Source organism: Mycobacterium sp. DL440, from assembly GCF_011745145.1.
GTDB lineage: Bacteria > Actinomycetota > Actinomycetes > Mycobacteriales > Mycobacteriaceae > Mycobacterium.
This window is the reverse complement of record NZ_CP050191.1, coordinates 2618422-2645022: the sequence shown is the minus strand read 5'-3', so window position 1 is coordinate 2645022 and position 26601 is coordinate 2618422. Positions and strand designations below refer to the sequence as shown.

Here is a 26601-nt window from a genome sequence, read left to right as displayed (position 1 = left end):
CGGTGAATGTCGCGTCCGAGGAGCTGACCGGCACCGAGCAGGCAGTCCTGCTGGTATTGATGGCCGAGTCCCGCCCGCTGCCCAACGCCGAGCTGGAGCGGCTCGGGCCCAAACTCGACAAACCGAAGCGCGACCGACTCAACCGGTTGGGCCTGATCGAGACCACCGGCACCCGGCCACTCGTCCACGAACTCACCGACGCAGGATGGGCGCTGTGCCGGTCCCTGTTCGGTGCGGACGCCCCGCCCCGGTCCACCGGGCAGGGCAAGGCGTTGTACACCCTGCTGGGTGCGCTGCACCGGTACTTCGAACACGCCGACCTGGTTCCCGCCGACGTGTTTCTACCTGCCGATGTGCCGTCCGACCAAGCCCCCGAAGTCCAGTTGCGCACCGCCTACGCCGGGCTGACCACCCGGCCCGGCAGCTGGGTCAGTCTGCTGCGGCTGCGCCAGGCCGTCCCTGGTCTGCCCCGTCCCACCGTCGACGCCGCACTGATCAGCCTCTACCAGCAACCCGGCGTCAGCCTGATCCCCGAGGAGAACCAGAAGGTGCTCACCCCCGCCGACCGCGACGCCGCGGTGGAGATAGGCAACCAGAACAAGCATCTGATCGCGATCGAGTCCTGATGGAGTTACAGCACCGCGAAGCGCTCAGCGCGCTTCGCCTGACCTGGGCGCCGACCGCCGACGATCTGTGGCATTCACAGGGCGCGCTGCACGTGCGCGGGATGCACGACCGGCCGATGGCCGATGTGATGGCCGCCTTCGGCGATGCCGAACGGGAAACCGACTCCAGCCCGCTGGGTGTGGTGGTGCGGGGCCCCGCCGGGTCCGGCAAGACCCACCTCCTCGGTCAGGTCCGCGAACAGGTGCAAACCGGCGGCGGTTACTTCTTCCTGGTCGAACTGCTCGATGCGGCGAGCTTCTGGCAGTCCGCCCGCGCGGGCATCCTGGAAAGCCTGGGCCGGCCTGGCAGCGAGCGCGAGACCCAACTCAAAGACCTCCTGTGGGAGCTGTCCTCGGTGGCCCACATCTCCCGGGCCAATCGCCGCGCAGTGATCGGCGACGACGACCTGACCCCCGAGATCCTCAATGATTTCGTCAACTCGCTGCACAAGGTCCACCGCCACACTGTCAAACGCGCGCACCACACCCTTCGCGCGCTCGTCCTGTTGGGCTCCGGCGATCTCGAGCTGCAGGACGTCGGCGAGGCATTCCTGACCGGCAGCGGTGAACGAGAATCCTGGGGCCTGCCCGCGCCGACACTCACCGCACAGGAATCGGTCCGAGACATCTCGCGCCTGATCGCCCTGGCCGGGCCGGCGGTCCTGGCCCTCGACCAGATCGACACGCTGCTGGCCCAGTCGGCGGATCGCACCGATACCGCAGGGGCCTCCGCGGACTCCAGTGGAACTGCCCGCTCCGCGGGCAACCGCGACCTCGAGCACATCGCGCACGGGCTCATGTCGATCCGCCAGACCATGCGCCGCACCGTGGGCGTGGTGGCTTGCCTTCCCGCGGCCTGGGAGGCGATCCAGGACCGCGCCACCGCCACCGTGCAGGACAGATTCCGCACCACCGCGCTGCTGCAGGGCCTGCCGACGCCCGACGTCGGCCGCGCCATCCTGGAACGCCGGTTCACCGCCAGCTACTCGGCCATCGGATTCACCGCGCCGTACGCGAGCTGGCCGATCCTGCCTTCGGCGTTCGACGAGGCCACCCAGTACACGCCGCGTCAGCTGCTCAAGCGCGTCGACACCCATGTCCGCCGCTGCCTCGAACGCGACATGATCGAAGAGCTCACCCAACTGACCGGCGAGGTGGGAGACACCCAGGAAGCCGCCGCGGGAGATACCGCGCCGGGTGACACCGGCGAACTGGACCGGCGCTTCGCCGACTACCGGCGCCGCGCGGTGACGGTCGCCGCGCTCGACCCCGATGGCGAGGACACCACCATGCCTGGCCTGCTGTCGGCGGCCCTGGATGCGTGGATCACCGAACTCGGCGAGTCCGGACAGGCGTTCCGCCCCGATCCGCCCCCGGGTCAGCGGGTGGTGCTGCACGGTCGGCTCCGTCAGACCCTCGATGCCGCCACCGACGACGAACGGCACTGGGCATTCCGCGCCATCTCGTCCGGCAACGCCGTCGCGGTACAGAACCGGCTCCGAAAAGCGTGGGAGGCAACGGGTTTCAACCCAGACCGGCGCCAGCTGTTCCTACTGCGCAACACCGCGTGGCCCAAGGGCGCCAAAACCGCCGTGATGATCGCCGAGTTCGAGGCGGCCGGTGGCCGGGTGCTGCCGATGAGCGAGGACGACGTGCGCACGATGACAGCGCTGCGCGACCTCATCGACGACAACCACCCCGACCTGCCCGAGTGGCTGCGCCGACGCCGTCCCGCCCACGGGATCGGCTGGCTGCGTACCGCTCTCGGGGACATCGCGGGTGATCCCCCGCCACCGGCCCAGCCGTACGTGGACACCGAGGTCCCGACCGGGCCAATACGTGTGCAACCGCCCGCACCGGTCATCGAACACTCGCCCACCGCGGTCACGTTGGGACTGGACAGCCTTGGCGGGCGCCCGGTCTCGGTCGATCTGGCCGCACTGCGCAAACACACCGCGATCTTCGCCGGCTCCGGGTCGGGCAAGACGGTGCTGATCCGGCGCCTGGTCGAGGAGTGCGCGCTGCGGGGCGTCTCGTCGATCGTGCTCGACCCGAACAACGACCTGTCCCGCCTCGGTGCGCGCTGGCCCGACAATCCGCCGGGATGGAGCCCGGCCGACGACGAACGCGCCGACGCCTATTTCGACAACGCCGAAGTGGTGGTGTGGACGCCGCGCCGATCGACGGGGCGCCCGTTGTCCTTCCAGCCGCTCCCCGATTTCGCCAGTGTCATCGATGACGACGACGAGTTCTCCGACGCCGTCGAATCCGCCGTCGCCGCACTGGAATCCCGTGCCCTGATCGCCGGCAACACCGCCAAGGCCGAGCGGTCCCGCGCAGTCTTGCGCGAGGCGCTGCGGTTCTACGGCGCGAGCCCCTCCGTGTCCCTTGGCGGCTTCATCGACCTGCTCGACAATCTGCCCGCCGACGTCAGCGCGTTGGGCGGGGCGCAGAAGCTGGCTGCCGAGCTGGCCCAGAACCTGCGCGCGGCGACCGTCAACGATCCGTTGTTCGGTGGCACCGGGACGGCCGCCGACCCAGGAGTGCTGCTGACCCCGTCCCCGGGATACCGGGCGCGGGTGTCGGTGATCAGCATGGTCGGTCTGACCAGCGATCAACAACGCGAAGGGTTCGTCAACCAGTTACAGATGGCGCTGTTCGCCTGGATCAAGCGCAACCCGGCCGGGGATCGGCCCCTGGGTGGGCTGCTGGTGATGGACGAGGCGCAGAACTTCGCGCCGTCCAGCCACACGACCGCCTCGACGCACAGCACCCTGGCACTGTCCTCGCAGGCGCGAAAGTACGGGCTCGGATTGGTGTTCGCCACACAGTCTCCACGCGGTCTGCACAACCACATTCCGGGCAATGCCACCACGCAGTTCTACGGTCTGCTGAACTCCCCCGCTCAGATCGCGGTGGCGCGGGAGATGGCCCGGGTGAAGGGCGGCCACGTACCCGACATCAGCAAGCTGCGGTCGGGTCAGTTCTATCTGGCGCTGGAAGGCAACGCCTTTCACAAGATCCAGACGCCCTGGTGCCTGTCACACCATCCGCCCAGCCCCCCGACCACTGACGAAGTGCTGGCGCTCGCCGCTCAGAGCAGGGTCGCGCTGCCGTCGGCGTGAACCTGCACCTTGGCCCCGGCGATGTCCTGGGACATGGTCGCCGCCGCCTGAGACTCGTCCACGATGCGCGCCAGCGTGCGTCCGTCGGCAGGAGTACGCACGGCCAGGAACGCCCGCTCCGCGGTGCCGTCGCGGCCGACCGGGGTGGTCCAGGATTCCACGGTCCCGGTGCCGGTGAAGTCCACTTGCAGTTGACGGGTGGGCTGCGCGTCGACCTCGGATTGCACGTCCTGCCAACGGAATTCATGGGCCGGCGGCTCGGTGCCGTACACGCCGAAACTGTGTTTGGTGAGGTAACCGCCGTTGGCGGTGATCAGCCCGCGGGTCCCCGGATTGGCCACCAACCGCTCGGCCATGGTGGCGATCGAATGCGACACGTAGTTGTTCCACGGCCCTCCGGCGAAGGTCAGCCCGCCGGTCACCGTCAGCGGCCGGGCCGGGTCGGCCAGTGGCAGACCGATTTCGGCCGCCGCCACCTGCACCGCCGACGGGAAGCAGGAGTACACGTCGACGAAATCGACCTCGTCGACGCCCAGTCCGGCCAGCTCCAAGACCCGGCGCCCGGCGATCCGGATGGCCGGTGACCGGTAGAACTCGGCGCGCTCGCCGATCGCGTAGGTGTCGTGCGAATCCGTCCCCGCGTACGGGAAAACCCAACGGTCGGCCGGGATCTGGAGGTAGGTGGCTTTTTCGACGGTGGTCAGGATCAGCACCGCTCCCTGGTTGACCATGTTGTTCGAGTTCATCAACTTGGTGTAGGGCCAGCTGATCATCCGGTTGTCCGGGCCCGGCTGCCAGATCTGCTCGGCAGGCACCGCGTCGGAGCTCCAGGCGTGCGGGTTACCCGCCGCGACGGCACTGAACTGTGACCACAACTCACCGATCCGTCTGCGGTGCTCATCGCTGGACTCGCCGGCCGCGATGCGCAGCGCCTGCTCGAACATCGGATACACGTGGGCCGGGCGGTCCAGGTTGATCCGGATCTCGGCCTCACCGACCATCGGCACGCCGTCATGCGCACCCTGCGCCTCCGGCACCGATTCGTCCTGGCGCGTCCAGTCCGGTTTGACGCCGGCCGCGCGCAGCCGGCTGCGGGTTCGCCAGGTCTCAGCGCCCGCGATCAGCACCACCTCGGCCCGTCCGCCCTGCAGATCCAGGCAGGCCTCGTTCACCAGCGACTGCGGGACGTTGCCGCCCACCCCCGTATAGCGGGTCGCCGCCTTGTCGGCCCGGATGCGTTGGGCCAACAGCAAACCCGGATCCCGGTAGTGCCAGGACAGCAGATTCACGATCCGTACCGAGTCGACAACCTCCAGCACCCGGGGATCGGCGGCTTCCCGGGCGGCCGCGACCATCAGATCGACCGGCTCGACGTCCGGATTCTCCTGCCGCTGGTTGACCTGGCCGTAGCCGATCAGTACCGGGGTGCGTGGGTCGAGTGTCCTGGGGACGGTCATGTCCACGAACCTAGCCGACGCGATGGATGGCCCCGCGTGGCGTTGGTTGACCGGTACGAATTCGGGTACCCGGATCGCAGGCACGATTCACCGACACCCACCACTATGAGGATATGAGCGACGCGACTGGATCATCGGTACTGACCGACACAGAACTCGAGCAGCTCAACGCTTACTGGCGGGCGGCGAACTACCTGTCGGTCGGCCAGATCTATCTACTGGACAATCCGCTGCTCGATGAGCCTCTGGCCGCCGAGCACGTCAAGCCACGACTGCTGGGCCACTGGGGCACCACCCCGGGCTTGAACCTGCTGTACGCCCATCTCAACCGGATCATCCGCGAGCGCGACGCGGACATCATCTACGTCACCGGGCCCGGCCACGGCGGTCCGGGTCTGGTGGCCAACGCCTACCTGGAAGGTACCTACAGCGAGGTCTACTCCGCGATCGGGCAGGACACCGACGGTCTGCGGAAACTGTTCCGCCAGTTCTCGTTTCCCGGTGGGATTCCCAGTCACGTGGCCGCCGAGACACCCGGCTCCATCCATGAGGGTGGCGAACTCGGATACGCGCTGGTGCACGCCTACGGCGCCGCATTCGACAATCCGGACCTGGTAGTGGCCTGCGTGGTCGGCGACGGCGAGGCCGAAACGGGCCCGCTGGCCGCCAGCTGGCATTCGAACAAGTTCCTCAACCCGGTCGTCGACGGCGCGGTGCTGCCGATCCTGCACCTCAACGGGTACAAGATCGCCAATCCCACAGTGCTGTCCCGCATTCCGGCCGAAGAACTCGAATCACTCATGTACGGCTACGGCTATCGGCCCATCACCGTCGCCGGTGACGACCCGGACAACGTGCACCAACAGTTGGCCGCGGCCATGGACGAGGCGTTCGACCAGATCGCGGCGATCCAACGCGCGGCCCGCCTCGACGGCGAGCCGGGCCGTCCGCTGTGGCCGATGATCATCCTGCGCACCCCCAAGGGCTGGACCGGCCCGCACGAAGTGGACGGCAAACTGGTCGAGGGCACCTGGCGCTCCCACCAGGTACCACTTTCCGAGACCCGGACCAACCCGTCGCACCTGACCCAGCTCGAGACGTGGCTGCGCAGCTACCGGCCCGAGGAACTGTTCGACGACACCGGCGCGCTGCGCCCCGATCTACGGGACCTCGCACCCTCGGGCACCCGGCGGATGAGCGCCAACCCGCATGCCAATGGTGGACTGCTGCTCCGTGACCTCGACCTGCCGGACTTCACCGACTACGCGGTCACCGTGGAGAACCCGGCGACAGCCACCGCGGAAGCCACCCGAGTGCTCGGCACATTCCTGCGTGATGTCATCGCCGGCAATTCGGACCGTTTCCGGCTGATGGGTCCCGACGAAACCGCCTCCAACCGCCTGGCCGCGGTGTTCGAGAAGACCGACAAGGCATGGCAGGCCGAGACACTGCCCGTCGACGAGAACCTGGCCCCCGACGGCCGGGTGATGGAAGTGCTGTCCGAACACCTGTGCCAAGGCTGGCTGGAGGGCTACCTCCTCACCGGGCGGCACGGGCTGTTCAACTGCTACGAGGCCTTCGTCCACATCGTCGACTCGATGCTCAACCAGCACGCCAAGTGGCTGTTCAGCAGTTCGCGCCTGCCGTGGCGCCGGCCGATAGCGTCCCTGAACTATCTGCTGACCTCCCATGTGTGGCGCCAGGACCACAACGGTGCGTCGCACCAGGATCCGGGTTTTATCGACCACGTCGCGAACAAACGTCCCGAGGTCGTACGGGTTTACCTGCCGCCGGATGCCAACACCCTGCTCTCGGTGGCCGACCACTGCCTACGCAGCCGCCAGTACGTGAACGTCATCGTGGCGGGCAAGCAGCCGGCCCTGACGTACCTGACGATGGACGAGGCCGTCGCGCACTGCACCCGCGGTTTGGGGATCTGGGAATGGGCGAGCAATACGACCGGAGAACCAGATGTGGTGCTGGCCTGCGCCGGCGACATCCCGACCCTGGAGACCCTGGCCGCCGCCGACATCCTGCGCCGCAAGCTTCCCGACCTGTTGGTCCGGGTGGTCAACGTTGTCGACATCATGCGGCTGCAACCCGAGTCCGAACATCCACACGGATTGTCCGATCGCGAGTTCGATTCGATCTTCACCACGGACAAGCCGATCATCTTCGCCTATCACGGCTACCCGTGGCTGATTCACCGCCTGACCTACCGCCACACCAACCACGATCAACTCCACGTACGTGGGTTCAAGGAGCGAGGTACGACGACGACGCCGTTCGACATGGTGATGCTCAACGACCTCGACCGGTTCCACCTCGTCATGGACGTGATCGACCGGGTCGACGGCCTGGCGGTCAGGGCTGCCGGACTGCGCCAGGAGATGGTCGACGCCAGACTGGCCGCCCGCAGCTACACCCGCGAGCACGGCGAGGATGACCCGGCGATCTCCGGCTGGACTTGGGCCGCGGATTGATCAACCCGGTGTGACCTGGGTAATTGCGCCACGCCGGTACGATTGGCAAGTTATGTCTGAGCAGAGCGCCGTGGCCGCGCACCCACATCCGCTGATGGCCCAGCTCTCTGCGTTGCACCATTTCCGCATCTATGCCGACATCGGGATCGTCGTCGTCATCTTGACGCTGACCAACCTGATCGCCCATTTCACGACGCCCTGGGCGAGTATCGCCACCGTCCCGGCGGCTGCGATCGGCTTGTTGATCCTGGTCCGGGCCCGCGGGCTGGGGTGGACGGAACTCGGGCTGGGCCGTGAGCACTGGCGCTCGGGTGCCGGGTACGCGCTGGGTGCCGTCGCCCTGGTGGTCTCGGTGATCGCGATCGGCGCGATGCTGCCGTGGACGCGGCCGATGTTCATGAACGATCACTATGCGACGATCTCCGGCGCGCTGATCGCGTCGATGGTCATCATCCCTCTGCAGACCGTGATTCCCGAGGAATTGGCGTTCCGCGGCGTTCTGCACGGGGCCCTGGACCGGGCCTGGGGTTTCCGCGGTGTCGCGGCGGGCGGCTCCTTGTTGTTCGGTCTGTGGCACATCGCGAGTTCATTCGGGCTGACGAGCGGGAACGTCGGCTTCACCCGGCTGTTCGGCAGTGGGATCTTCGGCACCGTCATCGGTGTGGTGATGGCGGTGCTGGCCACCGGCGCCGCCGGCTTCGTGTTCACCTGGCTGCGTCGGCGCAGCGGCAGCCTGATCGCGCCGATCGCCCTGCACTGGTCACTCAACGGGATCGGCGCACTCGCAGCCGCCCTGGTGTGGCACCTGTCGACTTAACTTCCGGCGCACGAGGCCTAATTCGCGCCTCCGGCACGAGGCCTAATTCGCGCCTCCGGCACGAGGCCTAATTCGCGCCTCCGGCACGGCGACGCGCCCGGAACTCACGGTTCTTCAGCATGTTCCCGCAGCTGGACATGTCGCACCAGGTGCCACCGTGGTTGCGGGACCGGTCGTAGAACGCCCACGTACATTCGTCGTTCGCACATGCCTTCAGCCGGGCCCAGGTACCGTCCCGCTGCGCGTCGCGCATCACCAGCAGTAGCTCGAGCAGGCGCTCACCCACGTTCGTGCCTGCCGCTGACAACCGCACCTGCCCGTCCGGAGCCAGATCGACTTTCGCGGTGGACATGTCGGTCAGCGCCTGCAGCACCGCAAGGTGATCGGCGTTCGGCGCCGGGCCGCCGGTGTGGTGGATCAGCAGTGCACGCAACGCCTCGCGCACCCTGCGCACCAGGTCCAGCTCGGCCTCCGTCGGGCCGACACCGGCAGCGAGCAACCCATGGGCGGCCAGCCACGGTGCCGCGTCGTCGGGATGGGCGAGGCGATCCGTTCCGGCGGGCAGCTCGATTGTGTTGACCAACGCCTGAATCCGGGCCAGCGGCCCGGGCGCGGGTTTGGTCTCGGTGTCTCCCGCCCACCTCGTCGTCATGACACCAAGAGTACCGCCGTGACTGCTTAATTGGTTTGACTAGTCATTCATGACCGGCGTACGGTCTTAGACAGTCATGATCTCCGGACTCGGCACCACGGAAACTACGAGGTATCGCCATGAACGACAACCGAATTTCTGCGACACCAGCGCTCACACCCCGTCGTGCACCCGTCCCCCGCCGCCCGTCCATCCGAGCCCGTCTGACCGCACGGATTCGATCCGGCCGCCTCGACGCCATGCTGGCCGTCGGCACGCCGACACCCCCGGGCAGCGCCATCGCGGCCCGCGCCGCCCGTCTCACGTCGATCTCCGAACGTGTTGCCATCGCCCGGGCGCTGCGCCGCTGTGTACACGACAGCGCCAATGACTCCATCGCCTGGTCATCACGAATACCGTTGCACCGCAAAAATATTGCCGCAGCCGAGGCGACCATCGACGCGATCACCCTGCGACTGCATTCCCCACTGCCGGTCGAAGCACGCGGGATGGCCCGCCTGAACCGGGTGATCAACGACGGGCTCGGCCCTCTGTACGCATTCGGTCACGGAGATCTCGACGGCCGACTGAGCGCCGCGCTCGCCGCGCTCTGAGGCCGCCGCTATCCGCGCAGCACCGCAGCGCCCGCAATGCGTCCGGCGGCCAGATCGGCCAGCGCCTCATCCGCGCGGTCCAGGCCGTACTCGGGAGTGCTGACCGCCATCCGGTGCGCACCGGCGAACGCCAGGAAATCGCGGGCATCGGCACGGGTGTTAGCGGTGACCGAGCGGATCTCGCGTTCGAAGAACAGATGCTGTTGATAGTTCAGGCGCGGGATATCGCTGAGGTGGATTCCCGCGATCGCCAGGACGCCGCCGCGGTCCAGGGCCGCGAGCGCAGGCAGCACCAGCTCCCCCACGGGAGCGAACAGGATTGCGGCATCCAAGGGTTCGGGTGGCGTGTCAGCACTGCCCTGCACCGAGGACGCGCCCAGCGCCACCGCCAGTTCGCGGGCACGCTCGCCTCGGGTCATCACATGCACGCGAGCCCCCTGCGCCAACGCCACCTGCGCCGTCAGATGAGCGCTTCCGCCGAAGCCGTAGAGCCCCAGCCGTCCACCCGGCGGCAGGTCGGTGCGCAACAGGGCGCGGTAACCGATGATGCCCGCGCACAACAGCGGCGCCAGCTCGACATCGGAGTATCCAGTCGGCAATCGCAACGCGAATGCTGCAGGCACGGTGGTGAATTCGGCATAGCCGCCGTCGGCATCCCAGCCGGTATACAGCGAGGACGGGCAGAGGTTCTCCCGCCCCCGTAGGCAATAGACACACTGCCCGCAGGTGTGCCGCAGCCACGCCACACCGACCCGATCGCCGGGGGCGAACCCGCCACCGGTATCGGCACCGACCGCGACAACCTCACCGACGACCTCGTGCCCGGGGATCACCTGCGGCCGGTGCACGGCCAGATCCCCTTCGGCCACATGCAGATCGGTACGGCACACCCCGCAGGCCAGGACCTTGACGAGCAGTTCGTCAGGGCCGGGCTGCGGGGTGGACACGGTTACCCGTTGGAGCGGACGCGAACTCACCGGACCGGGGGTGACGACCTGCCAGGCCGTCATGGTCCCCGTGTCCATCACCGGCGCCGAATCAGCTGCCCTTGCGCACCATTCCGACAATCCACAGCAGGATCACCGATCCGAGGACGGCGGTGAACAGGGTGAACCACCAGCCGCCGCCTCCTGTGTTGAGGAAGAAGCTGAGCAGGAATCCGCCGATGAGCGCACCGACCACGCCGATGACGATGTTCATCAGAATGCCGGAGCCACCGCCCTTGACGATCTTGCCGGCGATCCAACCGGCGATCGCACCGATGATGATGTAACCGATCCAGCCAACACTCGTCAGAGTGGAGGAACGCGCCAGGATTTCGGTAGCCGCCATTAGGTCCATTGCAGGTCTCCTGCCTGTCACTGGCTATGCCCAGCGGGCTCGCTGAGCCACACCCCAGATGTACCTCCCGAAAGTAACAATTCGGTTGGTCAATTGGGAACGATCAGCGTTCGGCCTAGCCGACTCTTGTGATCCCGCAGGCCCGGCGTCACGCCGGGGGCTGCATCTCCGGCGGAGCGTTGGTGACCGGCACCGGCACCCCGACACCGGGATGGGCCGGGTCGGCCGGCGGTGGCGGCGCGTTGGGGTCAGGAGCGGCCGCCGCCGGCGGCGTCCACGGCCGGATCGAGTTGGCCAATGTCGCAGCGGCGGCCTTGTCGACCGGGTGGGTCGCCGAGCCCAGCCAGACCACGAACCAGCGTTCCGGAGCGCGCTGCCCGCGCGGGGTCCCCGGAGGCGGCGGTGCACCGACCACTCCGGCCCAGATCTGACCGTTGGGCTTGTTGGCGTCGGTGAACTTCACCTCGTAGTACGAGGCGACACCGGTAAGCCCGTTGGCGTCCAGCGGCACGGTCTCCTGACCCACCCGGGTTCCGGGGAAGGGCATGAAGAATTCACCCATGTCGGAGGCCAGCCGGACAGCCGCCTTGGCATTGTCAGCCTCGGCGCCTGCGAACAACTTCAGATCCAAGCGTCCGAGCAGCACGCTGGTGTCGTTCGGCGGCTCAGGCGTGCCCTCCGGCGGGATCTTGGTCAACAACGCCTGCCCGTATGACAACTGGGTCGCGTCGGAGACCTTCCATCCGCCGGGCACGACGTAGCTGAAGCCGCCCGCGGCGTTGTCCACCCGTCCGGGTTCCGGCGCGGGAGCCGGGACGGGAGCGTTCGGGTCAGCCGGCGCGGGCGCCGGAGCGTTCGGATCCGCAGGAGCAGGTGCAGGTGCGGGCGCGGCTGGAGCGTTGGGATCGGCGGGTGCTCCGGGGACGGGAGCGGGCGCGGGTGCTCCGGGTGCCGGCGCTGGGGCGGGTACTCCGGGAGCCGGCGCGGGAGCAGCCGGAGCTGGGGCGGGCGCACCGGGCACCGCTGGGGCGGGCGCCGGCGCCGGGGGCGCCGGCACGGGATCCGCATACGCCACCGCCGGCAGCGCGACGGCCGCGGCGGTCGCGCTGGTCACCGCAACCAGTGCCAGTTTCTTCGACAGACCTCTGCGCCGATGTGACATCGCATCCGACTCGTCCATGGGGATGAAACTACCGTGTTACGGCCGTGACGCAAGTGTGAGTTGCTCGTAGAGTGCTTAAAAGTGAGATTGCTGTTCCCAGCAAATAGCCAGGTAAGCGCACTAAGGGCTGATTGCTGACACACAGGTGTGCCGGGCGCCACGCCGGAGCTGGCAACCCACTCCCGACACTCGCCGCGCCGGTCCCTCAACAGGTGATTCGGGCCTGCGCACGCCCGCGTTACGTGAAGGACCCCGGAGTCACTTCCGGTGTCCCGCCGGGTGGACGGCAACCTCCTGCGCCTTCACCGAGAAATACACCGTGTCGCCCGGGGCCAGCCGCAGCTCGGCGGCCGACTCCGCGGTGATGTCAGCGGCCAGGCCAGGTGCGCCGTCGGGCTGCTCGTCGGCCCGCACCCGGATGCCGGGCCCCCGGCTGTCGAGCTCGGCGACCGTCACCGCGACGGTGTTGCGCGGGCTGCCATGCGGGTCATCCCGGTACACCGAGACCGACGCCGGCGAGAACAGGGCGACGGCCGGCGCGCCGGGCTGCACGGTGGCCGCCGCCGTGCCGTACCAGTTCGTGTGCCACGCGGTGCTCAGCACGCCGTCGGTGGCGGCCGTGCCCCCGATCAGGTTGACGCCGGCGAACCTCGCCGCGAAGTGACTCTTCGGCGTGGCCAATACTTCTGCGACAGAACCACTTTCGACTATACGTCCACCCTCCACCACGATCACCCGGTCGGCCAGCGTCAGGACATCGAGCAGGTCGTGGGTGATCAGCACCGCGGACCTGCCCCCAATGGCGAGCACGCGGCGTAACACCTTGCGCATCGACGCCGCCACCGCCACGTCCAACCCCGCCAGCGGTTCATCGAGCAGCAGCACCTCGGGGTCGGCGGCCAACGCCCGGGCCAGTGCCACCCGTTGCGCCTGACCGCCCGACAGCCTGCGGGGCCGCCGATCGGCCAGATCCGTGGCGTCGACCTCGGCCAACCACCGGCGAGCGTTCTCATAGGCAGCGCGGCGGCCTGTCCGGTGCCCACTGCGTGCACCGAATGCCACGTTGGCCAGCACGCTCAGGTGCGGGAACAGCAGAGAGTCCTGCAGCAACAGGCCGACCCGGCGGGCATGCGTCGGTACGTCCACACCGGTAGCCGTATCGGTCAGCGCCCGGCCCCCCACCCGCACACTCCCGGCATCCAGGCCGACCAGTCCGGCGATCGAGTGCAATGTGGTCGATTTACCCGCACCGTTGGGGCCCAGTACCGCGAGCACCTCCCCGGCCGCCACCCCGAATTCCAGGTCCAGACCACGGTTTTCGACGACGACTCGCACCTGCAGCGTCATGTCCAACCACCCGCCCGCAGCCGGCGACTGCCGAGCCCGATGACCACCACCGCCGCCACCGCCACCAGCAGCACCGACAACGCCACGGCGGCATCGGCGTCGCTCTCGCGCTGCAGGTAGATCTCCAGCGGCAGGGTGCGGGTCACTCCCTGGCGTGACCCCGCGAATGTCAACGTGGCACCGAACTCGCCCAGGGAACGCGCGAAGGCCAGGACAGCTCCCGAGACCAGGCCCGGCCCCAACAGAGGCAGCGTCACCCGCCACCAGACGGTTCCCGGCGACGCACCCAACGTCGCCGCCACGACCTCGAAATCCGCACCGGCGGTGCGCGCGGCGCCTTCCAGCGAAATGACCAGGAACGGCAGGGAGACGAAGGTCTGCGCCAGCACCACCGCGACCGTGGTGAACGCGATGTGCACCCCGGCGGCCTCCAGGTACCGACCGACCAACCCCAACCGCCCGAATGCGTAGAGCAGCGCGATACCACCGACCACCGGCGGCAGTACCAGCGGCAACAGGATCAACGGCCGGACGATTCGGGTTGCGGAACCTTCGGTGCGGGCCAGCACCAACGCCAACGGGACACCGAACAGGACACACAACACCGTGCTGGCCAGCGACGTCTCCAGGCTGAGCTTCAACGCCGCCGTCGACGACGGGCTGGAGATCAGTGTCCCGAACTGCGGCCAGTCCACCTTTGCCACCATCGCCACCAGTGGCAGCACGACGAATATCGCGCCCACCGCGGCGGGGAGATATATCCAGCGTGGAAGCCGTGGCGAATTCGTCACGGCACAGCCTTGCCGACCACGTCGACGCAGGTCGCAGCGCTGGGTCGGATCATCTCGGCCACCTTATGCGAGCCGGCAATTGGCGCGCCGAGTTTCCCGACCTAGCTACTGTCCAGTAACATTGGCCGTTGGTCGCCCCCGTCCGGCGCGGCGACCCCCAGGTACACGGAGGTACATCATGGCGGAGGTGCTGGTCACCGGCGGCGACACCGAACTCGGCCGCGCGATTGCGGCAGGTTTCCTCGATGCCGGCCACAACGTGATCATCGCCGGCGCCCGCCGCGAAGACCTGGAGTTGACGGCCAAGCAGCTCGACATCGCCTCGATCGTGTTCGACAACACCGATCCCGCCAGTGTCGAGAACGCCCGCGCGCAGTTCCCCCACTACCTCGACACCCTGGTCAACGTCCCGGCCCCGCAGTTCGAGACCAAGGACCCTCGTACCTTCACGCTGGCCGATCAGGCCACCGCCTGGCGCAGCGTGCTGGATGCCACCGTGGTCTCGGCCGTGCTGACCGTGCAGATCGTAGGCGACCAGCTGCGCTCGGGCGGTTCGATCGTCAACGTGGTGCCCGCGAGCCCGCGTGAAGGCAGCATCGAAGCCGCCGTCAAGGCGGCCCTCAGCGACTGGACCGCCGGCCAGGCAGCGTACTTCGGCACCCGCGGAATCACCGTCAACGCCGTCGCCCCCGGCCTGTCCGCCGAGCCGAGCTATGACGGCCTCGGCAGCACGCCGCCGTCGGTCGCCGACGAGTTCGCCCGTCTCGCGGTGTTTTTGAGCACGCCGGCAGCTCGCCACATCACCGGGCAGACGATGCACGTCAGCCGCGGTTCAATGGCAACCCTGGGTTAGCGCGCTAGGGTCGGAGAAGTGACAATCCGACTCGGACTCCAAATCCCCAACTTCTCCTACGGCACCAGCGTCGCCGAGCTGTTCCCCACCGTCATCGCCCAGGCGCAAGAGGCCGAGGCGGCCGGCTTCGACACGGTCTTCGTGATGGACCACTTCTATCAGCTGCCCGGTCTCGGTACACCCGACCAGCCCATGTTGGAGGCCTACACCGCGCTCGGCGCACTGGCCACCGCGACCCAGAACGTGCAACTGGGCACCCTGGTCACCGGCAACACCTACCGCAATCCGACCCTGTTGGCCAAGGCCATCACCACGCTCGACGTGATCAGCCAGGGCCGCGCGATCCTCGGCATCGGCACCGGCTGGTTCGAACTCGAACACGACCAGCTCGGCTACGAATTCGGCACCTTCACCGAGCGTTTCGACAAACTTGCTGAGGCGCTGCAAATCATCGTGCCGATGCTCGCGGGCGAGCGCCCGACATTCTCCGGCAAGTACTACCGGGCAGTCGAGGCGATGGCCAACCCTCGGTTCCGCGACCGGATTCCGCTGATGATCGGCGGCAGCGGCGAGAAGAAGACCATTCCGCTGGCGGCACGGCACTTCGACCATCTCAACGTCATCGCCGGCTTCGACGAGTTGCGGCGAAAGGTGGAGGTGGCCCAACAGCAGTGCGAGGCGATCGACCGCGACCCCGCAACGCTGGAAACCAGCGTGCTGCTCACCTCGCTCGTCGACGAGAACGTGACAGTCGACGCGGTGCCCGAAGCGTTCAGGCAGCGCACCGTCGCCGGCAGTCCCGAGCAGATCGCCGAGCAGGTCAAGACGAAGGTGCTCGATGCCGGCATCGGCGGCGTGGTCCTCAACCTGCCGACTCAGCTGCACGGCTACCGTCCCGGCGACATCACGGCAGTCGGCGAGGCACTGAAACCACTGATAACCGGGTAAACATTCGGTTCGGTTGCCCATCTCACCGCACAGGCAGGAATGGCGCCGACTAACCTAACGGTTATTACAAGTGGCAAACACGTCCGCTAGGAGCAGCAATGAGCCACCCCGGAGCTACGGCAACGGATCGGCATAAGGTAGTCATCATCGGATCCGGTTTCGGCGGCCTCAACGCCGCCAAGACTCTCAAGCGTGCCGACGTCGACATCAAGCTAATCGCCCGCACCACGCACCACCTGTTCCAGCCGCTGCTGTACCAGGTGGCCACCGGGATCATCTCCGAGGGAGAGATCGCCCCGGCCACCCGCGTCATCCTGCGCAAGCAGAAGAACGCTCAGGTGTTGTTGGGCGACGTCACCCACATCGATCTGGAGAACCAGACGGTGGATTCGGTGCTGCTCGGGCACACCTATTCCACGCCGTACGACAGCCTCATCATCGCCGCCGGCGCCGGACAGTCCTACTTCGGCAACGACCATTTCGCCGAGTTCGCTCCCGGCATGAAGTCGATCGACGATGCGCTGGAACTCCGTGGCCGCATCCTCGGTGCGTTCGAGCAGGCCGAGCGCTCCAGCGACCCCGTGCGCCGGGCCAAGCTACTCACCTTCACCGTCGTGGGCGCCGGACCCACTGGCGTCGAAATGGCCGGACAGATCGCCGAATTGGCCGATCAGACCCTGCGCGGCAGCTTCCGTCACATCGATCCCACCGAGGCCCGGGTGATCCTGCTCGACGCGGCACCGGCCGTCCTGCCGCCCATGGGACCGAAGCTGGGCAAGCGGGCCCAGGAACGGCTGGAGAAGATGGGGGTCGAGGTTCAGCTCGGCGCCATGGTGACCGACGTCGACCGCAACGGCCTGACGGTCAAGGACTCCGACGGCACGCTGCGGCGTATCGAATCGGCGTGCAAGGTCTGGTCGGCCGGTGTCTCGGCCAGCCCGCTCGGCAAGGATCTGGCGGAGCAGTCCGGAGTAGAGCTCGACCGGGCCGGCCGGGTCAAGGTCGGGGCGGACCTGACGCTTCCGGGTCATCCCAACGTCTTTGTGGTCGGCGACATGGCCGCGATGGAGGGTGTGCCGGGTGTCGCCCAGGGGGCGATCCAGGGTGGCCGTTATGCCGCCAAGCTGATCAAGCGCGAGGTCGCCGGGACCAGCCCGAAGATCCGGGCCCCGTTCGAGTACTTCGACAAGGGCTCGATGGCGACGGTGTCGCGGTTCTCGGCGGTGGCCAAGGTCGGCCCGGTCGAGTTCTCCGGGTTCTTCGCCTGGGTGTGCTGGCTGGTGCTGCACCTCGTGTACATCGTCGGGTTCAAGAGCCGTCTGGTGACGGTGCTGTCGTGGGGTGTGACCTTCTTGAGCACCAAACGCGGTCAGCTCACCATCACCGAACAGCAGGCCTACGCCCGCACCAGGATCGAGGAGCTCGAAGAGATCGCTGCCTCGGTGCAGGAAACCGAGAAGGCGGCATCCTAGGACCCTGCGGCGTCAGGCGGCAGCCGGTCACCTTGCCAGGTGGCCAGGCTGCCACCGGCGGCCAGCGCCAGCACGGTTCCGGGAGCCTCGAATATGGGTGCCGGATAACGCAATTCGCTGATGCAGGCGCGAGGGGCGGCCAATGCGTCATCGGCCACTGCCCCGCATCCGAGTTCGATGCGGTGACGCAACAACGGCGCCGAAGCGACGTCGGCATGCATCGCTGACGACCAGAAACCTTCCCGCTCACCAGATCTGCCGATCTGTACCCGCTCCCGGATCCGCACCCGTGCGGACTCGGCCAGCTGCAGTCGCGTGGTACTGCGATGCGACGAACCCCCGGCCACGACGGTCGGCTGCGGATCGAGATCCAACTGCCCCACGATCTCCAGCTCCCAGTGCGCCGTCGACTGCAGAGTAGCCCCGCCGGGCAGCACCATTGTTGCCGCAGCGGCGCGAATCCGCAGCCGGGCACCGGGTTCCACCACCACCCGGAAAGTCATGGTGTCGCCGCCGAGCGGGGTGGCAGCCGTGGAGACCAGGTGCACCGTGTCGGGTTCGGTGCATCGTCCGGCCAGACCGCCGCGCGCCTCGATCCGCGGCAACCGCCCCGGCGAGGCCACGATCACGACGGCGGAGTGCATCACGACGGCGGTGCCTGCGCGGCCGTCAACTGTTCGCGCACCCACGCCAGTACCGGGCCCGCTGTCGGATCGTCGGTCAGCGAAACCAGCGCAGTCGGCCGGTGTGCGCGGGCCTTCGCCGCATCGCGGCGCATCACGTCCAGATCGGCACCCACCAGCGGCGCGAGATCGGTTTTGTTGACCACCAGCAGGTCCGAGTACGTGACACCGGGGCCGCCCTTGCGCGGCACTTTGTCTCCCCCGGCCACGTCGACGACGAAGATCTGCACATCCACCAGCCCCGACGAGAACGTCGCCGTGAGGTTGTCGCCGCCGGATTCGACGAGGATGAGATCCAGTGCCGGGTTGGCCTCGATCAGATCGTCGATCGCATCCAGGTTCGCGGTGATGTCGTCACGGATGGCAGTGTGCGGGCATCCCCCGGTCTGTACCGCGGCGATCCGCTCGTCGGGCAGCACCGCGTGCCGGCGCAGGAAGTCGGCATCCTCGGTGGTGTAGATGTCGTTGGTCAACACCGCCAGCGACAACTCCTCGCGCAGCTGCCGGCACAGCGCCGCCACCAGGGCGGTCTTGCCGGACCCGACCGGACCGCCGACACCGATGCGCAGCGGCTCACCGGGCTGACGTACCCGCTTGGGCCGGTCCACGTGGGTGTGCGGTTCGCCGTCGAGGAAATGCGGTGGCATGGTGGGCCTTTCGAGTGCGGTGACAGAGCTAGGAGGCGAACAGCGGCCGGTCGCGTTCGGTGTGACGCTGCGCCAGGACGTCGAGCAGCGGATCGGACAGGTCGGCCAACCCGGTGACCGCCTCGGCCGTCACCTCGTCACACAACCCGGACAGCTCGAAGGTCAGGGCCGCGACATCAGCGGGGTCCAACGCGAGCAACCGCTGCGCAGCAGTGGCCGAACCCGTCATGGTGGTGTAGACCACCGACAGTGCCGTCTGATCCGGATCCAGCCCGGCCGCCGCGCCAACCGCGCCGGCCGCAACCGGCAGGTGCGGCCGGGGACCGAGCATCTGCCACGACTGCAACGGCCAGACCCGCCTGGCCAACCGGACCAGTCCGCGGCCCTGGGCACGGGAAGCGTCACGCGCCGCCGGAGCCGGTGTGCGGGCATCGGTCTCGGCATCGGCAGCCTCGGGGTCCAGGGCCCCGGTGTGTACTGCCACCGCCACCGAGGCAGCGACCACCCCGCTGGTACGGATGCGCCGGACCAGATAGGCGCGCAACGTGGTGAGGTCGGTGAGCAGGCCGCTGGTCACTGCCTCCTCGACACCGCCGGAGTGCACATGCCCGCCCGTCGGCAGCCGCGAATCGGCCAGGGTCAGAAGTGTTGCCAGGCTGGTCATCTAGAAGCTACACATCAGAACAGGAAATATCGTTGCGCCATGGGCAGTTCCACCGCAGGCTGTTCCTGCCACACCTGCCCGTCGATCCGGACGGTGAACGTGTCCGGATCGACCTCGATGTGCGGCATCGCATCATTGAGTGGCATCTGGGCCTTCCCGACCCGCCGAACATTCTTGACCGCAGCCAGCTTTCGGCGGATGTCGAGACGATCTGCCAGACCGTCCTCGATCGCCTGCGGCGCGACGAAGTGCACCGACGTGGCGGCCGCCGCGGCGGGCGCCGCGCCGAACATCGGCCGCGGGAGCACCGGCTGCGGGGTAGGGATCGAGGCGTTGGCATCGCCCATCGCCGCCCAGGTGATCATGCCGCCCTTGAGCACCGCGTGCGGGCGCACCCCGAAGAATGCGGGTTCCCACAACACCAGATCGGCGAGCTTGCCGACCTCGACCGAACCGACCTCATCGTCGAGACCGTGGGCGATGGCCGGGCAGATGGTGTATTTCGCGACGTACCGGCGGACGCGGTTGTTGTCCGCCGCACCGTCGCCTTCCAGCGCGCCACGCCTGCCCTTCATCACGTGAGCGGTCTGCCAGGTCCGCAACACCACCTCGCCGATCCGGCCCATCGCCTGGGAGTCGCTGCCGATCATCGAGATGGCCCCGATGTCGTGCAGCAGATCCTCTGCCGCGATCGTCGACGGTCGGATCCGGCTCTCGGCGAATGCCAGGTCCTCGGGCACGCTCGGATTCAGGTGATGGCACACCATGAGCATGTCGAGGTGCTCGTCGAGGGTGTTGACGGTGTGCGGCCGGGTCGGATTGGTGGAGCTGGGCAGCACATTCGGGTGCGAGGCGACGGTGATGATGTCGGGTGCGTGCCCGCCACCGGCGCCCTCGGTGTGATACGCGTGGATACCGCGGCCCTTGATCGCGGCCAGCGTGTCCTCGACGAACCCGGCCTCATTGAGGGTGTCGGTGTGGATGTTGGCTTGCACCCCGGCGGCTTCGGCGACCGTCAGGCAGGCATCGATAGCCGCGGGCGTGGTGCCCCAGTCCTCGTGCAGCTTGAATCCCGCTGCGCCACCGCGCAGCTGCTCCCACATCGCCTCGGCGCTGACGGTGTTGCCCTTGCCCAGCAGCGCGACGTTGAGCGGCCAGGAGTCGAGCGACTCCAGCATTCTGGCCAGGTGCCAGGCGCCCGGGGTGACCGTGGTGGCCTTACTGCCCTCGGCCGGACCGGTTCCGCCGGCCACGATCGTGGTGATGCCGCCGCCGAGTGCTTCCGCCATGAGCTGCGGACAGATCAGGTGGACGTGACAGTCGATCGCGCCCGCGGTCAGGATGCGGCCGTTGCCCCCGATGATCTCGGTCGAGGGACCGACGACCAGCGCAGGATGCACCCCGGTCATGATGTCGGGATTGCCGGCCTTACCGATCCCCACGATGCGTCCGTCACGGATCCCGATGTCGGCCTTGATGATTCCCCAGTGGTCGATGATCACCGCACCGGTGATGACGGTGTCCGGTGCGCCGTCCGCGCGGGTTGCCCTCGACTGGCCCATCGACTCGCGCAGTACCTTGCCACCGCCGAACACCGCCTCGTCACCGGCGTGCCGGGGTCCGCCGCTGCGGTCCTCGGTGATCTCGACGAAAAGGTCGGTGTCGGCCAACCGGATCCGGTCACCGGCGGTCGGGCCGAACAGCGCCGCGTAGCGCGCACGGGTCAGCTCGGTCATTGGGCATCCAATCTGCCGGGCGCGTCGAGACTGATTCCGTACACCTCACGGGCGCCGCCGAGCGGCACCAGTGAAACGCGCTGGGCCACACCTGGTTCGAAGCGAACCGCGGTACCGGCCGGGATGTCGAGGCGATGCCCTCGGGCGGCCGCGCGGTCGAAGTCCAACGCGGCGTTGGCTTGTGGCAGGTGTACATGACTGCCTACCTGCACCGGCCGGTCGCCGGTGTTGACGATGTCGAGAATCAGCCGTGGCGCACCGGAATTGAGCGCGATGTCACCCTCACCGAACACGATCTCACCGGGGATCACAGCGCGGCTCACGAGATCGGGTTGTGGACGGTGACCAGCTTGGTGCCGTCCGGGAAAGTGGCCTCGACCTGGACGTCGTGCAGCATCTCGGGCACTCCCTCCATGACCTGCGCGCGGGTCAGCACATCGCGTCCGCTCACCATCAACTCCGCAACCGTCCGACCGTCGCGGGCGCCTTCCAGCAGGTGATCGGTGATCACCGCCACGGCCTCGGGATGGTTGAGCAACAAGCCGCGGGCTTGTCTGCGCCGCGCCAGGTCCGCGGCATAGGAGATGAGCAGACGATCCTGCTCATGCGGGGTCAAACGCATAGTGCGCGATCCTGCCATGACGAGCGGGGATCGGCAGCGCTCGCCGTCGCGCCCGAAGCGCTACTCGGCGATGTTCTGCAGTCGCACCTGACCGCGGGCCACGAGCTTGTCGTTCTCGTCGGTGATGGTGATCAGCCACAGCTGCTGCCGACGACCTCGGTGGATCGGCGTGGAAACCGCTGTGACAGTGCCGGATCCGATGGCGCGCAGGAAATCGGTGTTGTTGTTGACCCCGACCACGGTGCCGCCGCCGTTCTCCGACAGCCAGATGTGGCCCGACACGCTGGCCAGGCTCTCGACGATCGAGCAGTACACGCCGCCGTGCACGATGCCCCAGGGCTGCAGCAGCTTGTCGTGAATCGTCAGCTGCGCGCGGCCGCCGTCGGGCGTGAGCTCGAGGTAGGTCAGGCCCAGTTCGGTGTCGAAGCCTTTGCCCAAGCCTTCAGGGGTTTCAGTGGTCACAGCCCTCGTGTCTACACGCCGTATCGCCACAAAGATGCGGGCGGGTCCCGCGTATCAAACGCGGAACCCGCCCTCGAGCGGACCGGGGGTCTCTGCAGCCCTCAGGACTCCGGCACGGTCCGTTAGCCTCGTATCTACATACTAGGCAAGGCTATCCTAATTAAGCAAGACCTTCCCCGCCCGGCCACAGCCCCGGACCGGCAGGCCGAAACCGACCAGGGCATCGAGCACCGCCTGCCCGCGCCTCATGCTCACGACCTCACTCGACCCGGCCAGCAGCGGGACCTGGGTGGCCGCGCCGACCACAGCCGCGCCCACCATGTGCCACATGGCCGCGGCCGAAATCGCGCCGTCACTGATCTCGACCAAGCGGGCGAACAACGGCTCAAGCGCCCGATGGCTGCGATGGGCTACCCACGTCGTCAACGCCGCCTCACTGGGCAACGCGACGATCCCGTCACGGGACGCACTGGCCAGCCGGGCGGCCCGGCCGGAAAAGCACGGATCCCCCGGCAGGCCGCGCAGGGTCGGGTCCACGACACCGACCCAGTCGATCGCACCCTCGGAGTCGACGTGGACCCACAGGTTCTCCAGACCGGTGTCCCAGGCGCGTCCTTCGAGTACCAGGAGCGGCACCACCCGACCGATGACCACATGGGTGAACGTGGCGGCCAGCTGCTGGGCCACCGCGGCCCGATTGCCCGTCTCGGCCATCGCGGCGTCGAACATCCCCTGCAACCGATCGGCGGACAGCGCCTCGGTCAGAGGCCACCACCGCCGGCGCGACAGGTCGCCCACCACGGCCACGCCGTAGACCCGCGGACACTCCGCGTACAGCTCACGTAGACGCCGACTCGACTCGTGCAGCGGCAGCGTCCGCTCGATAGCCATACCCGCGATCAGCGGATCTTCGATCAAGACCGTCATGTCACCTCCGAAGGCTCCAGTTTGACTTAGGTTAGCCTTACTATAGTCACGTGAAGCACGAGAGCTACCCCCTGTGACTGGATTCACAAGATGCCCGATAAAGGGCGCTGACCTTGCCCTAAACCGATGCAGAAGACAGGCCGGAGATCCACGCCGGATACATACGACGCGCGGTAGTAAACCCGTAGTACGCTGGCTTTACTGCTCAGGAGAGTGAACGGAACATGGCCAAAATGACGCGTCTCGGGGAGCTTGAGCGCGAGGTGATGGACCACTTGTGGTCCGCACCCGAACCCCAAACAGTGCGCCAAGTCCATGAGGCGCTGGCCGCCCGCCGCGACTTGGCCTACACCACGATCATGACGGTGCTCCAGCGACTGGCGAAGAAGAACCTGGTCGTGCAGCACCGCGATGACCGCGCGCACCGCTACGCGCCCACAAATGGTCGCGACGAGCTGGTCGCCGGCTTGATGGTCGACGCCCTCGACCAGGCCGCGGACTCCGGCAGCCGCCAGGCCGCACTGGTCCATTTCGTCGAAAGGGTCGGCGCCGACGAGGCTCAGGCCTTGCGCCGGGCCCTGGCCGAACTGGAGAGCAAGCACCAGCTGCCCCCACCGGCTGGCAATTCGGGCACTGACTGAGAGACACTTACGGCGTGTCCGCGCTGGCCTTCACCCTCGTCGCGCTGGCCCTGGTCGGGCCGGTACCGGCAGTGCTGGCACGTGCGGTGTGGCCCCTGCGCGCCCCGCGTGCCGCAATCGTGCTGTGGCAGTCAATCGCCCTGGCCGCCGTGCTCTCGGCTTTCTCGGCCGGTATCGCCATCGCGAGCCGGCTGTTCGTTCCGGGGCCCGACGGGCGGCCGACCGCGACCATCACCAGCGAGATCGAGGCCCTCGGTTGGCCACTGTGGCTGCTGCTCGTCGTGGTCTTCACCCTCACCCTGTTCATCGGGGGGCGGCTCTGTCTGGCCGTGATCCAGGTGGCGGTAGCCACCCGGCGCAGGCGCGCCCATCACCGCATGATGGTCGACCTGCTCAGCAAGTCCCGCGACGCGGTGCCGGCGCATCTCTGTACAGCGCACCGCCCGCTCGCCGGTGACGGGCTGCGCATCCTCGACGTCGCGCAGCCCCTGGCCTACTGCCTTCCCGGGGTCCGCAGCCGTGTGGTGGTGAGCGAGGGAACGTTGACCACGTTGTCCGACAACGAGATCACCGCAATCCTCACCCATGAAAGGGCCCACCTGCGCGCCCGCCATGACCTGGTCCTGGAGATGTTCACCGCCGTCCATGCCGCCTTTCCGCGGTTCGTCCGCAGCGCCAACGCGCTGGATGCGGTCCGGCTGCTGATCGAACTGCTGGCCGACGACGCCGCGGTCCGGACGGCAGGCCCCACTCCCCTGGCCAGGGCGCTGGTCGCCTGCGCGAGTGGCCGCACCCCCTCGGGCGCACTGGCCGCGGGTGGGCCGACCACCGTGATCCGCGTGCGACGCCTCGGCGGCAGGCCCAACAGCGTGGCCATGGCGGTCACTGCCTATCTGGCCGCCGCGGCCGTGCTGGTGGTGCCTACCGTCGCCGTTGCCGTCCCCTGGCTCACCGAGCTTCACCGCCTGTTCGCCGGACTGGGATAGACCCCTGTCCAACAGGCGTTCTGACATAACAAAACAACGAAAGGCTGCTGCATGAGCAAGACCGGCACTTCCGGCACGGCGCAGATCGGAGTCACCGGCCTGGCCGTGATGGGATCCAACCTCGCTCGTAACTTCGCCCACCACGGCTACACCGTCGCACTGCACAACCGGTCGATCGCCAAAACCGATGCGCTGCTGGCCGAGCACGGGTCCGAGGGCAAGTTCGTGCGCAGCGAGACGATCGCGGAATTCCTTGACGCCCTGGAGAAACCGCGCCGGGTGATCATCATGGTCAAGGCTGGCGATCCGACCGATGCCGTCATCAACGAGCTGGCCGACGCCATGGAGCCCGGCGACATCATCATCGACGGCGGCAACGCCCTCTACACCGACACCATCCGCCGCGAGAAGGCGATCCGCGAACGCGGCCTGCACTTCGTCGGCGCGGGCATCTCCGGCGGCGAGGAAGGCGCGCTCAACGGCCCATCGATCATGCCCGGTGGCCCCGCCGAGTCCTACAAGTCTCTCGGCCCGCTGCTGGAAGAGATCTCGGCCCACGTCGACGGCGTGCCGTGCTGCACCCACATCGGCCCGGACGGCGCCGGACACTTCGTGAAGATGGTGCACAACGGCATCGAGTACTCCGACATGCAGCTGATCGGCGAGGCCTACCAGTTACTGCGCGACGGCCTCGGCCTGGATGCGGCACAGATCGCCGACGTGTTCACCGAGTGGAACAACGGCGACCTGGACAGCTACCTGGTCGAGATCACCGCAGAGGTGCTCAAGCAGGTGGACGCCAAGACGGGCAAGCCCCTGGTCGACGTGATCGTGGACGAGGCCGAGCAGAAGGGCACCGGACGCTGGACGGTCAAGTCCGCTCTGGACCTCGGCGTGCCGGTGACCGGTATCGCCGAAGCCGTGTTCGCCCGCGCACTGTCCGGTTCGGTGCCCCAGCGCAAGGCCACCACCGGCCTGGCCTCCGGCGATCTCGGCGAAAAGCCCACGGATGCAGCACAGTTCACCGAGGACATCCGTCAGGCCCTGTACGCCTCGAAGATCATCGCCTACGCCCAGGGCTTCAACCAGATCCAGGCGGGCAGCGCCGAATACAACTGGGGCATCACCCCCGGCGACATGGCCACCATCTGGCGGGGCGGCTGCATCATCCGGGCCAAGTTCCTCAACCGGATCAAAGAGGCCTTCGACAACAACGCCGACCTCCCGACCCTCATCGTCGACCCGTACTTCCGCGACGCCATCGAGGCGGCGATCGACAGCTGGCGTCGCGTGGTCGTCACCGCCACCGCGCTGGGCATCCCGGTCCCCGGCTTCGCGTCGGCACTGTCGTACTACGACGCGTTGCGCACCGAGCGGCTGCCCGCGGCACTGACCCAGGGCCTGCGCGATTTCTTCGGCGCGCACACCTACGGGCGTACCGACGCCGAGCCCGGCCAGAAGTTCCACACCCTCTGGAGCGGCGACCGCAGCGAAGTCCCTGCCTGAGTAGGGTCAGTGGCGTGAGGT

The 26601-nt window shown here is 67.8% G+C and carries 26 protein-coding genes; 11 read left to right on the top strand and 15 right to left on the bottom strand.

Annotated elements, in window-relative coordinates:
- Positions 1 to 2 precede the first annotated feature (2 nt).
- Positions 3 to 626 (top strand): hypothetical protein, encoded by a 624-nt coding sequence (locus tag HBE63_RS12795; RefSeq protein WP_166905080.1) that lies wholly within the window; start codon positions 3 to 5, stop codon positions 624 to 626.
- Positions 626 to 3790, top strand: a complete 3165-nt coding sequence (locus tag HBE63_RS12790) for a helicase HerA domain-containing protein (RefSeq protein WP_166905079.1) — start codon at positions 626 to 628, stop codon at positions 3788 to 3790. The genes HBE63_RS12795 and HBE63_RS12790 overlap by 1 nt, the downstream gene beginning before the upstream one ends.
- Here the strand turns inward: HBE63_RS12790 and HBE63_RS12785 are convergent.
- A complete protein-coding gene (locus HBE63_RS12785) occupies positions 3760 to 5247 on the bottom strand; it encodes an acetyl-CoA acetyltransferase (protein ID WP_166905078.1) in 1488 nt (495 codons plus the stop codon). The two genes, HBE63_RS12790 and HBE63_RS12785, sit on opposite strands and share 31 nt — an antisense overlap.
- A gap of 113 nt (positions 5248 to 5360) precedes the next feature.
- On the opposite strand from HBE63_RS12785, the gene HBE63_RS12780 reads away from it, so the two are divergent.
- Together HBE63_RS12780 and HBE63_RS12775 are read left to right on the top strand one after the other, a co-directional pair.
- On the top strand, positions 5361 to 7730 hold the full coding sequence (locus HBE63_RS12780; protein WP_166905077.1) for a phosphoketolase: 2370 nt from the start codon (positions 5361 to 5363) through the stop codon (positions 7728 to 7730).
- Positions 7731 to 7782: 52 nt separating this feature from the next.
- Entirely contained in the window at positions 7783 to 8547 is a 765-nt protein-coding gene (locus HBE63_RS12775) for a CPBP family intramembrane glutamic endopeptidase (protein WP_166905076.1), read from the top strand.
- Positions 8548 to 8614: 67 nt separating this feature from the next.
- On the opposite strand, the gene HBE63_RS12770 is transcribed toward HBE63_RS12775, so the two are convergent.
- Positions 8615 to 9199, bottom strand: a complete 585-nt coding sequence (locus tag HBE63_RS12770; protein ID WP_166905075.1) for a CGNR zinc finger domain-containing protein — start codon at positions 9197 to 9199, stop codon at positions 8615 to 8617.
- A gap of 119 nt (positions 9200 to 9318) precedes the next feature.
- Between HBE63_RS12770 and HBE63_RS12765 the strand changes: the two genes are divergently transcribed.
- Positions 9319 to 9792 carry a hypothetical protein gene (locus tag HBE63_RS12765; RefSeq protein WP_166905074.1) on the top strand — a complete coding sequence of 158 codons (474 nt, stop codon included), beginning with the start codon at positions 9319 to 9321 and terminating at the stop codon, positions 9790 to 9792.
- A gap of 8 nt (positions 9793 to 9800) precedes the next feature.
- On the opposite strand, the gene HBE63_RS12760 is transcribed toward HBE63_RS12765, so the two are convergent.
- The 5 genes from HBE63_RS12760 to HBE63_RS12740 form a co-directional block, all read right to left on the bottom strand.
- Entirely contained in the window at positions 9801 to 10817 is a 1017-nt protein-coding gene (locus HBE63_RS12760; RefSeq protein WP_208301356.1) for a zinc-binding alcohol dehydrogenase family protein, read from the bottom strand.
- Between the two features lie 13 nt (positions 10818 to 10830).
- The gene (locus HBE63_RS12755; protein ID WP_166905073.1) at positions 10831 to 11133 is read right to left on the bottom strand and encodes a GlsB/YeaQ/YmgE family stress response membrane protein; all 303 of its coding nucleotides are present in this window, start codon (positions 11131 to 11133) and stop codon (positions 10831 to 10833) included.
- A gap of 148 nt (positions 11134 to 11281) precedes the next feature.
- Positions 11282 to 12313 carry an APA family fibronectin-binding glycoprotein gene (locus HBE63_RS12750; RefSeq protein WP_166905072.1) on the bottom strand — a complete coding sequence of 344 codons (1032 nt, stop codon included), beginning with the start codon at positions 12311 to 12313 and terminating at the stop codon, positions 11282 to 11284.
- A gap of 240 nt (positions 12314 to 12553) precedes the next feature.
- Positions 12554 to 13642: a sulfate/molybdate ABC transporter ATP-binding protein gene (locus tag HBE63_RS12745; RefSeq protein ID WP_166905071.1), complete on the bottom strand. Its 1089-nt coding sequence runs from the start codon at positions 13640 to 13642 to the stop codon at positions 12554 to 12556.
- Positions 13639 to 14433, bottom strand: coding sequence for an ABC transporter permease (locus tag HBE63_RS12740; RefSeq protein ID WP_166905070.1), 795 nt, complete (start codon positions 14431 to 14433; stop codon positions 13639 to 13641). Before HBE63_RS12740 ends, HBE63_RS12745 begins: the two co-directional genes overlap by 4 nt.
- A gap of 178 nt (positions 14434 to 14611) precedes the next feature.
- Here HBE63_RS12740 and HBE63_RS12735 point away from each other — a divergent pair, with 178 nt between their 5' ends.
- The 3 genes from HBE63_RS12735 (at position 14612) to HBE63_RS12725 (ending at position 17706) form a co-directional block, all read left to right on the top strand.
- Positions 14612 to 15286, top strand: coding sequence for an SDR family oxidoreductase (locus HBE63_RS12735; protein ID WP_166905069.1), 675 nt, complete (start codon positions 14612 to 14614; stop codon positions 15284 to 15286).
- Between the two features lie 18 nt (positions 15287 to 15304).
- The gene (locus HBE63_RS12730; RefSeq protein WP_166905068.1) at positions 15305 to 16234 is read left to right on the top strand and encodes an LLM class F420-dependent oxidoreductase; all 930 of its coding nucleotides are present in this window, start codon (positions 15305 to 15307) and stop codon (positions 16232 to 16234) included.
- A gap of 98 nt (positions 16235 to 16332) precedes the next feature.
- The gene (locus HBE63_RS12725; RefSeq protein WP_166905067.1) at positions 16333 to 17706 is read left to right on the top strand and encodes an NAD(P)/FAD-dependent oxidoreductase; all 1374 of its coding nucleotides are present in this window, start codon (positions 16333 to 16335) and stop codon (positions 17704 to 17706) included.
- Here the strand turns inward: HBE63_RS12725 and HBE63_RS12720 are convergent.
- The 8 genes from HBE63_RS12720 to HBE63_RS12685 all read right to left on the bottom strand — a co-directional run bounded on the left by HBE63_RS12720 (position 17703) and on the right by HBE63_RS12685 (position 23447).
- On the bottom strand, positions 17703 to 18350 hold the full coding sequence (locus HBE63_RS12720) for an urease accessory protein UreD (RefSeq protein WP_166905066.1): 648 nt from the start codon (positions 18348 to 18350) through the stop codon (positions 17703 to 17705). The two genes, HBE63_RS12725 and HBE63_RS12720, sit on opposite strands and share 4 nt — an antisense overlap.
- Positions 18350 to 19036 (bottom strand): urease accessory protein UreG, encoded by a 687-nt coding sequence (gene ureG, locus HBE63_RS12715; RefSeq protein ID WP_166905065.1) that lies wholly within the window; start codon positions 19034 to 19036, stop codon positions 18350 to 18352. The genes HBE63_RS12720 and ureG overlap by 1 nt, the downstream gene beginning before the upstream one ends.
- Before the next feature lie 28 nt (positions 19037 to 19064).
- Entirely contained in the window at positions 19065 to 19700 is a 636-nt protein-coding gene (locus HBE63_RS12710) for an urease accessory protein UreF (protein WP_166905064.1), read from the bottom strand.
- A 14-nt stretch (positions 19701 to 19714) separates the two neighbouring features.
- Complete coding sequence (locus tag HBE63_RS12705) at positions 19715 to 21436, bottom strand: urease subunit alpha (protein WP_166905063.1); 1722 nt, start codon at positions 21434 to 21436, stop codon at positions 19715 to 19717.
- Positions 21433 to 21747: an urease subunit beta gene (locus tag HBE63_RS12700; RefSeq protein WP_166909717.1), complete on the bottom strand. Its 315-nt coding sequence runs from the start codon at positions 21745 to 21747 to the stop codon at positions 21433 to 21435. Before HBE63_RS12700 ends, HBE63_RS12705 begins: the two co-directional genes overlap by 4 nt.
- Positions 21748 to 21755: 8 nt before the next feature.
- Complete coding sequence (locus HBE63_RS12695) at positions 21756 to 22058, bottom strand: urease subunit gamma (protein WP_166905062.1); 303 nt, start codon at positions 22056 to 22058, stop codon at positions 21756 to 21758.
- A gap of 60 nt (positions 22059 to 22118) precedes the next feature.
- Positions 22119 to 22520: a PaaI family thioesterase gene (locus tag HBE63_RS12690; protein ID WP_166905061.1), complete on the bottom strand. Its 402-nt coding sequence runs from the start codon at positions 22518 to 22520 to the stop codon at positions 22119 to 22121.
- A gap of 156 nt (positions 22521 to 22676) precedes the next feature.
- Positions 22677 to 23447, bottom strand: a complete 771-nt coding sequence (locus HBE63_RS12685; protein WP_166905060.1) for an iron reductase — start codon at positions 23445 to 23447, stop codon at positions 22677 to 22679.
- Between the two features lie 224 nt (positions 23448 to 23671).
- Here HBE63_RS12685 and HBE63_RS12680 point away from each other — a divergent pair, with 224 nt between their 5' ends.
- The 3 genes from HBE63_RS12680 to gndA are packed head-to-tail and all read left to right on the top strand — an operon-like array spanning position 23672 to position 26580.
- Positions 23672 to 24088 carry a BlaI/MecI/CopY family transcriptional regulator gene (locus HBE63_RS12680; RefSeq protein WP_166905059.1) on the top strand — a complete coding sequence of 139 codons (417 nt, stop codon included), beginning with the start codon at positions 23672 to 23674 and terminating at the stop codon, positions 24086 to 24088.
- A 14-nt stretch (positions 24089 to 24102) separates the two neighbouring features.
- Positions 24103 to 25074: a M56 family metallopeptidase gene (locus tag HBE63_RS12675; RefSeq protein ID WP_166905058.1), complete on the top strand. Its 972-nt coding sequence runs from the start codon at positions 24103 to 24105 to the stop codon at positions 25072 to 25074.
- A 51-nt stretch (positions 25075 to 25125) separates the two neighbouring features.
- On the top strand, positions 25126 to 26580 hold the full coding sequence (gndA, locus tag HBE63_RS12670) for an NADP-dependent phosphogluconate dehydrogenase (RefSeq protein WP_166905057.1): 1455 nt from the start codon (positions 25126 to 25128) through the stop codon (positions 26578 to 26580).
- The last annotated feature ends 21 nt before the right edge of the window (positions 26581 to 26601 follow it).